This window comes from Bradyrhizobium sp. P5_C11_2, assembly GCF_054049755.1.
In genome coordinates, this window is record NZ_JBFULT010000372.1 from 1 (window position 1) to 7,509 (window position 7,509).

A 7,509-nucleotide genomic window follows, 5' to 3' on the forward strand; every position below is an offset into this window, starting at 1 on the left:
ACCGAGAACGGCGCATTGGCGCCGAGCACCGGCGCGGTGAAACCGAGAACGGCGCATTGGCGCCGAGCACCGGCGCGGTGAAATAGGGCGAGGTGCCGGTGGTGTTGCCGAGCACCCGACCGGTGCCGACGCCGGAGAGGCCCGCCATGATGATGCCGTCCGGCTTCATCGACAGCTTGAGCTGGCCGGCGACGAAGTCCTGCGCGACCTTGGACTGGTCGATGTCGACCTCGTACTCCTCCAGCGTGAAGTAACGCTTGATCAGCGAGCCGCCGGCGAAGGGCACCAGCTTCTTGCCGCGGCGGACGATCGAGCAGGAGGTGTCCGGCGTCGCATTAACGATCAGCGTCTCGGCCGTGGTGATGGTGGTCGCAGTCAGATTGGTGATGCGGATGTTCTGCAGATTGTTGCCGCCGGCATAGTTGAGCAGCTCAATGACGTCGCCGATGCCGAACCAGGTGCGAGGATCGCCGGAGGCGCAGATGATCGAGTTGGCGCCCGTAGTGAGCGACGTGAAGTCGGCCTGCGTCTTGGTGAGATCGGCCGCCGACCAGGTGTCGCGCGCGATCGCCTCGACAAAGGCGTCATGCGAGCCGAGCGACAGCTCGGCATCGTAATCCGCGGTCAGCTTCTGGGTGCCATGGCGGCCGCGCTGACGCATGCCGTCGCGCCGGATCTCGCCACTCTCGACCGCGGCCTTGCTGGCCTTGATGCCGTTGCCGCCGGAGATGCGGAAGACGCTGGCGGCGCTGCCGGAGGCAGCCGTGCCGAGCGCCGACTGCACCTTGTATGCGACATAGGCGTTCGAATTCGACTGATACATGGATCAGGACCTCCAGGATGAAGCGGGCCACAGCCCGCGGGATTTTGAGGGGAAAGCCGGCCGGTCAGCCGATGAAGTAGAATTCGAAGGGCACGCCGACGACGAGGCCGAAATAGTTGCCGTCATCGCTGCCGGAATCGCCGCCGCGGACACTCGGCGCGCCGCAGATGATCTTGGCGCCGGGGTCCGCGTTGTAGAACGTCTTGGCGCGGAAGATCTCGCCGATCGGATTGGCGATCGCCAGATGATCCTCCAGGCCGTAACCCTTCGGCACGAACACATGCGCGAAGATGTTGCCGAGCGTCAGCCAGGTCTGGCTGCCCGGCTTGCCGGCGCCGCGCAGCTTGCTCTCGACCTGCAGGACCTCGAAATAGGTCCACGGCACGGGCACCGCCGGCGGCCAAGGCGATGCCGGCGGGTCCTCGTTCTGGTAGGCGACCTGCGTCGCCGAGAAATTTGCGACGAAGCGCGCCTTGCAGGCGGCAACCGCTCCAGCCCAATCAGCCATGGTCAGCGCGCCCTGATCTGGATGGCGGGCTGGCGCACCAGCCAGTCCTGCCGGGATTTTTCGGACATGGTCCGCCTGCCCCGTTTCAGCTGCTTGGAGAATGCCGCGTAAGCGGAGATCCCACCGAAGCGCACCGGCATGAAGGTGAACTTGACGGCCGCGCGGTTGCCGTACCTGTTGGCGACGATCAACGCAGTATCCTCATAGACATGCAGCGGCGCCTGCATCCGGGCGTTGCCGATCTCGAGCTTGCGGGCATAGGGCACCGGGTTGGAGATGTTGATCTGGTCGCCACGCTTGAACGCCCTGACGTCCTGGACGACCTGCCCGTTGAGAAAGACGAGATGACTGTCGCGGTAGAGACCGCGGTGAAGATCATCGCCGGAGCCGACCGGCGAGCGCGACCGCAGCGTCTCCAACGCGAAATCGACGATGTCCTGCATCGCCAGATAGCGAAAGATCAGCCTCATACCTTGACGAGGGTGTCCGATTTTCCGGTTACGATCTGCTCGACCTCGGTCGGCAGCAGGTTGTTCTGGCGCATCCTGTCCTGTTCGGCGCGGATCGCCTTGATCATCTTCTTGCGGGCCGCGCGCAGCGCCTGCTGCTTGGCAAACAGGATAGTCTTTCGCGCGTCGAGAGGCCCCGATCCGCCGCCCTTGGCGATCAGCCCGGCTTCCTCGCCGACAGAGATGTTCGAGGAGTCCAGCGCATCAAGCCGGCGGCGATAATCCGCCTCGTCAAAGACCTGGCCCATCAGCCGCGCACCTGGATCTCGAGGGCGACCAGGACGCCGGCGATACGGCGGGTTGAGTCGTCGACACCCATGATCTGGATCTCGGCGCCACGCACGACAAGCTTGTCATCACTGGTCAGCGGCAACATCGTCGAAAGCGCGACCTTTCCGGACGGCACGGACGCGGCGGGATCGTTGAGCAGGATCACCCTGCGATCGCCCTGCTGGACCGCACCGACGATCTGCTGCGGCTGGTAGCCCATCACACGGCCCTGCGCGATCGCCTCGGCCGCCGGCGCGCGCGCCGCGCCCTTCCCGACGTAGCGGCGCACGGTGATGGCCTCGCCGACCTGCGCGAGCATCCTGCGATGGCTGGCGAGCGCCTGATCCGGGGTCACGGCCTCAGCCCTCGCCCTTCTCGGTCGTCGAGGTGATGACCTGGCCGACCGCGCCGACCTCGCCCGCCGAGACGGTCGAGGAGTCCCCACCATCGTTTGGGCCGCCGTTGCTCCCCGCGGTCATGCGGCTGATGACCTGGTCGAGCGCCGAGCGGGTGACCTCGAGCGCGCCTACATGCGTTTTCAGCGCCGCATGCTGGTCGTCGATGTCGTCGAGCACGGTGTCATAGCGCTGGCCGGTGACGGCCAGCTCGGTCTCGGCCTTCTCGGCCCGCGCCAGGCGCGAGGCGAAGCCGGCCAGCTGGATCGGCCGGCCAATGGAACGGTTCATGTCGATAGCCTCCAACAATTCCGGGTGACGTTCGATCGCGACCAGCAGCCGCCGCAACCGCAGGCGCCGGTGCGCGGTCGCGACCAGGACGTCAACGTCCATTTGTCCTACTTCGCGGCGACCTTGAGCCGGACCGCCTGCTCCATCACCCGGCCGGACGCGGTCCGGATCCGGTTGCGCAGCACATAACGCTGCCCGTCCTCGCCGCCGGAGATGACGGCCGTCGTCACCGCCGGCGAATTGGTCGCTTTGTCCGCGACGATCCCGGGCGGCAGGATGAAGTCCGACACCACGATCGCATCCGCCGGCGCGATCGCCTCGCCCCGCCGCAGCCGCGCCGCCTCGTCCGCCGTGCATAGCCGCAAGGTCCAGTCGAGCGAATAGTCGAGGACCTCGTCGGGCGACKTCGACGGCCAGATCGCCGGACCGGGGCGAGTGCCGAGCTTGATGCTGCGCATGGACATCGGGCTACGGAAACAACACAGCCTTGGTCATGCGGGCACAATCAACAGCACCAGTGAAGGTGGTGAGATGGGTGCCGCCGGCCATGGCCGCTGCTCCTGTTGAACGGGTTTCAGAAAACGCGAAGGCTCGACAGCAGCGAGGCGGCCGCGTCGGTGACGATCTGGGCGGCCTTGCTGTCGCTCTGGTAGCGCTGCGACCCGATCCCCTCGACCCGGTCCTCGAACAGCATCGGGTCGCGGGTCGAGGCCGTCAGCAGCGCGCGCGCGCCGAGCGCGATCGCATTGATCAACTGCCGCGGCGCGACGTTGTCGGCGCCGTCATAGCCGCACTCGTAGCGAATCCGGACCGAGGCGGCATCGCAGCGCGCGACTGGCCAGCACTTGCCATAGGCGGGCTCGACCAGCTGCCGGCCATCGATGGCGCCGACGCGCAGCAGCCGGTAATCGGTGTTGAGTGCCAGCGCCTGCTCGACGCCTGCCGTATCGAGATATTTGATGCTGACGATCCCGATCAGCGGCGGATAATTGAGCGCGATTGCCTCGCCGCCGCAGCGATAGTGTCGCGGCCGGCAGCGCCAGCCTTCCGCGAAGCTTTCGAGCTGCAGCTCCCAGGTCTGCGGGCGCAGCGCGCGGCCGAGCGTCCCATTGGTGCCGGCATCGAGCGTGTCGATCGCGGCATCGAGCGCCATCGTCAGCGCCGCGTCCTGGTCGGTCCCGGTAATGCCGAGCGCCGCCTTGCAATCGGCGAGCGACACCAGCTCGCCGGCCGGCGGCTCGATCAGGATGGGCACGGGCAAGGCATGGCTTTCGCGATGCGACATGGCTGACAATCGATCCAAGCGGAAAGGAATGGCGACCCGCGCGGGACTGCGCCCGCGCGAGCCGAATTTCACAGCGCTACGTCGGCGGATTCGCTGCCGGCTTGCGCAGCGGGCGCAGCACCCAGTTGCCGGAGATGAAGATATTGCCGGCGTCATTGAGCGCGGGCGTTATCGTCACCCTGCAGTAGCGCTTGATGCCGACATAGCCGATCTTGCGCATCTTGTTGTCGTCGCTGGCCGCGGTAAAGCTCGCCGTGGTCTCGAGGCCGTTGAGGTAATCATCCGCGACAGCCGCAGCGTCAGAGAGATTGGCCGCGTCGCCATCCTCGACCAGGACGGTGAAGGTCGCGTCGGCGTCGGTGTTGGCACCGATATCGATCACGAACATGCAGCCGTCGTAGCCCTTGAGATCGACGATCTGGGAAACAATGGGCGTGTTGGTGGTCTGCGCGGCGACAGGGGAGATGCCGCGCTTGACGTCGAGATTGTCCATGATGTCGCGCATCGATGGAGTCCTTTCGAAAAATGGTTGCAGGGAAGGATGGACCGGCGGCCCCATACAGGCCGCCGGAAAATCGTCAGGCCGTTACGCCGTGCCGAACTTGACCAGCTTGATGGCCTCGAAATTGACCACGCCGCCGCCCGTGCGCTTGTGGGTGTAGAACTTCACGAACGGCTTGGCCGTGAAGGGATCGCGCAGGACGCGGATGCCGAGACGATCGACGATCGTGTAGGCTTCCTTGAGGTTGCCGAAGGCGATCGAGAAGCTGTTCGAGGCCTTGTCGGGCATGTCCTCCATACGAGCGACCGGATAGCCGAGGATCATTTCCGGCGTACCTGCCTGCAGCGACGGCTGCCACAGATAGTCACCCTGGCTGTTCTTGAACTTGCGGATCTCGGCGATCAGCTTGCGCTTGATGCACCAGACCGCACCATCCAGGTAGCCATTCTTGAGCAGGCCCATGACGTCGATCAAGGCATCAGCCTTGTTCGAGGCCGCCCAATCGCCGTCGACGCCGGTCTTGAGGTAGCCGATCTGGCCCCACGCGACGCCCGAACCGGTGTCCTCGGTCTGGGTATAACCGTTGACAAAACCCAGGATCTTGTTCGCCGCACCGGTGACGAACTCCTTGTTCTCGAAGCGAGAGAACTTGTTGGTGACCTTGTCGGCATGCCAGGCTTCGACGTCGACCGCGGCATCGTCGAGCAGGTTCTGCGTCGCCTTCGGCTCGGTATCGATATCCCAAACCGGGATCGAATATTTGCCAACCTGCGCCGTCTTGGTGTCGCCAGAAGTAGTGCGCTCGCCGGCATAGCCGGCCCCGGCCTCATCGGTATCCTCGATGCCTTCCAGCTTGTCAGTCGAGATGGTCTGCTGGTTCGCATACTGGCGGACCGGGCTCGTCTCATAGAGCTTCTTGACGATGCGGCCAGAGGTGTCCGGCGTGACGAAATAGCCGCCGTCAGGATCGGAGCCAACCGCGAGAGTCTTGTGCTCCTCGGCCGACAGAAGCTTGTCGCCCTTGCGCAGGTACTTGTCGTTTGCCGCCTTGTAAGCGCGATAGCCGGCCTCGTCGAGCGGCTGCACCCCGCGCTCGCCGCGGGTCTCGAGGAGCTTGTTAAACTCCTTCAACTCGAGCTGGAAACGGCCGTTCTCGTTGTTCTGCAGACCGAGACGGTTGAGCTTCTTCTCGATCTCRTCAACGTGCTTGATCTCAGCCTCGACCTTTGCGTCGAGCGCCGCCTTGGCCTCGACGGCCTTGTCGAGCGACTCGTTAATCTTCGCCAGCTTGTCGGAGGTGACGACGTCGGCCATACCCTTTTTGATGCCGGCGATCTCCTCCTGATGCGTATCCTTGAAAGCCTTGAAGGCCTCACCGATACGGTCGAAAACCTGCTTCAGCTCGGTCGGGACGCCGGCAAGCGCGCCGAATTCGGCCGTATGCAGCGCCAGATTGTTGTGCCCGCCGAACGCGAGCGCCGGCTGGACATCGAAGCCGAGGACCATGACGGCCGAGACCGTCGTGATCGCCAGCATGGCCACGCACAGCGCGCCATAGCGGGATTTGTAGAGATTCGTCATGGGTGTCTTACTTCCCTGTGAGAGTTGAGATCAGGCGGTCGATCGACGCGCCAACTTCCTGCCCATCATCGCCAGCATCCCGCATGGACTCGATGGCCTTGAACCCCTGCCCGGCGATCGCCGCAGCTTGGGCACGCGAGAACCCACCTGCATCCCGCAGGAAGGTCTCGAATTCACGGATGGAGCCGCTCTTGACCTGTCCGATACGGGCCTTTGGATTGGCCGGCATTGTCACGATCGAGACTTCCATCAAATCGACTTTCTTGAGCGTGCGGCGCGGCTCCTCCGGCCGCGAGCGCGCGCTCCACTCCTTGGCGACGTAGCCGATCGACAGGCCGTTGATGGCCGGTCGCGGCTGCATCTTCATCAGGGAATACAGCTCCTGGCCGCGCGGCGTCGGCGCCAGCTTGCCCTCGACGACGAGGCCCTTGCTGTCCTCATGCATGTCGGTCCAGACGCCGACCGGGACATTGTCCTGACCGCCGAGGAACGAACCATGCTGCGACAGCATCGCCGGCCAGTCGTTCTGCGACTTGGCGCGCGCCAACGTATCCTTGAAGGCGCCGGCGGCGATGACGTCGCCATAGCTATCGACGTTGCCGAACACGGCGCCGTAGCCGGAGAACGTCATATCGCTATCGGAGCCGGCGAACTTCAGCTCGGCGATCCGGCAGGCGAGCGTGTTGAGCATCGTTAGCCCTCCGGCAGCTTGTCGTTAGGGTTGGATTTCGGCGCGACCGCGGGCTCTGGCTTGCCCTTGCCCCAATCGACCGGATTCATGTCGAGAAGCTCGCGGACCTCGTTCACCTCGGCCATCGGCGTCGAGCCGCCGGAGCCGAGCATCTTGGTGATCGCGTCGATCTTGTCCTTGAAGGCGCCTCGCTGCAGCGAGTCGAGATTGAACTTGGCCTTGACGCCCTTGAGCGTGTCATCCTTGCCGATCAGATTTTTGCCGATCGATGTCTCGACGCGACGGCTCGGCGGCTGCAGCGTGTGCACGCGGTGCGCGATGAAAAATTGCTCGGCGGAGGCGAAGGTCGGCGAGGTGTTGCCGGCGTGGCCGATCATGATCGGCATCACACGGACCAGGCGACAGACTTCCTCGACCTGGTGCTTACGCTGCTCGAGCGTCTGCGCGTCGACGCCCTTCATCGTTTCGCTGATGTACTTCGCTGCGCGATCGAGGATCAGCGGCTCGCCGGATTCGGCGGCCTGGTATTCCTTGATGAAGGCCCGCAACTCCTGATATTGCGCGGAATTGAGCGTTCCCTCGACCGAATACGTGCCGCTGGTTCGCAGGCCGTTCTTGTAGAGATGCGCCTGGTCGGTCTCGATGGCGATCGAC

The 7,509-nt window shown here is 64.6% G+C and carries 12 protein-coding genes; all 12 read right to left on the reverse strand.

Translation table 11 applies throughout. The annotated features are described in order from the left end of the window. Positions 1-823 (reverse strand): phage tail tube protein (locus ACXJL8_RS27905; protein ID WP_456685950.1); only part of this gene is annotated, 823 nt, incomplete at its 3' end. Between the two features lie 64 nt (positions 824-887). Further along, entirely contained in the window at positions 888-1,331 is a 444-nt protein-coding gene (locus ACXJL8_RS27910; protein ID WP_456622145.1) for a hypothetical protein, read from the reverse strand. A 2-nt stretch (positions 1,332-1,333) separates the two neighbouring features. After that, entirely contained in the window at positions 1,334-1,801 is a 468-nt protein-coding gene (locus ACXJL8_RS27915; protein WP_456622146.1) for a hypothetical protein, read from the reverse strand. Further along, a complete protein-coding gene (locus ACXJL8_RS27920) occupies positions 1,798-2,088 on the reverse strand; it encodes a hypothetical protein (protein ID WP_456622147.1) in 291 nt (96 codons plus the stop codon). Before ACXJL8_RS27920 ends, ACXJL8_RS27915 begins: the two co-directional genes overlap by 4 nt. Further along, positions 2,088-2,465: a hypothetical protein gene (locus tag ACXJL8_RS27925; RefSeq protein WP_456622148.1), complete on the reverse strand. Its 378-nt coding sequence runs from the start codon at positions 2,463-2,465 to the stop codon at positions 2,088-2,090. The genes ACXJL8_RS27920 and ACXJL8_RS27925 overlap by 1 nt, the downstream gene beginning before the upstream one ends. Positions 2,466-2,469: 4 nt before the next feature. Continuing rightward, on the reverse strand, positions 2,470-2,898 hold the full coding sequence (locus ACXJL8_RS27930) for a hypothetical protein (protein WP_456622149.1): 429 nt from the start codon (positions 2,896-2,898) through the stop codon (positions 2,470-2,472). Positions 2,899-2,903: 5 nt separating this feature from the next. Further along, on the reverse strand, positions 2,904-3,260 hold the full coding sequence (locus ACXJL8_RS27935; protein WP_456685951.1) for a phage fiber-tail adaptor protein: 357 nt from the start codon (positions 3,258-3,260) through the stop codon (positions 2,904-2,906). Positions 3,261-3,370: 110 nt separating this feature from the next. Next, positions 3,371-4,081 carry a phage head-tail connector protein gene (locus ACXJL8_RS27940; protein ID WP_456622151.1) on the reverse strand — a complete coding sequence of 237 codons (711 nt, stop codon included), beginning with the start codon at positions 4,079-4,081 and terminating at the stop codon, positions 3,371-3,373. Positions 4,082-4,157: 76 nt separating this feature from the next. Then, positions 4,158-4,586, reverse strand: a complete 429-nt coding sequence (locus ACXJL8_RS27945) for a hypothetical protein (RefSeq protein ID WP_456622152.1) — start codon at positions 4,584-4,586, stop codon at positions 4,158-4,160. A gap of 81 nt (positions 4,587-4,667) precedes the next feature. Further along, complete coding sequence (locus tag ACXJL8_RS27950; RefSeq protein WP_456685952.1) at positions 4,668-6,164, reverse strand: phage major capsid protein; 1,497 nt, start codon at positions 6,162-6,164, stop codon at positions 4,668-4,670. Positions 6,165-6,171: 7 nt separating this feature from the next. Beyond that, positions 6,172-6,855: an HK97 family phage prohead protease gene (locus ACXJL8_RS27955; protein ID WP_456622154.1), complete on the reverse strand. Its 684-nt coding sequence runs from the start codon at positions 6,853-6,855 to the stop codon at positions 6,172-6,174. 2 nt (positions 6,856-6,857) lie between these two features. After that, the coding region (locus tag ACXJL8_RS27960) for a phage portal protein (protein ID WP_456685953.1) at positions 6,858-7,509 on the reverse strand (652 nt) is incomplete at its 5' end.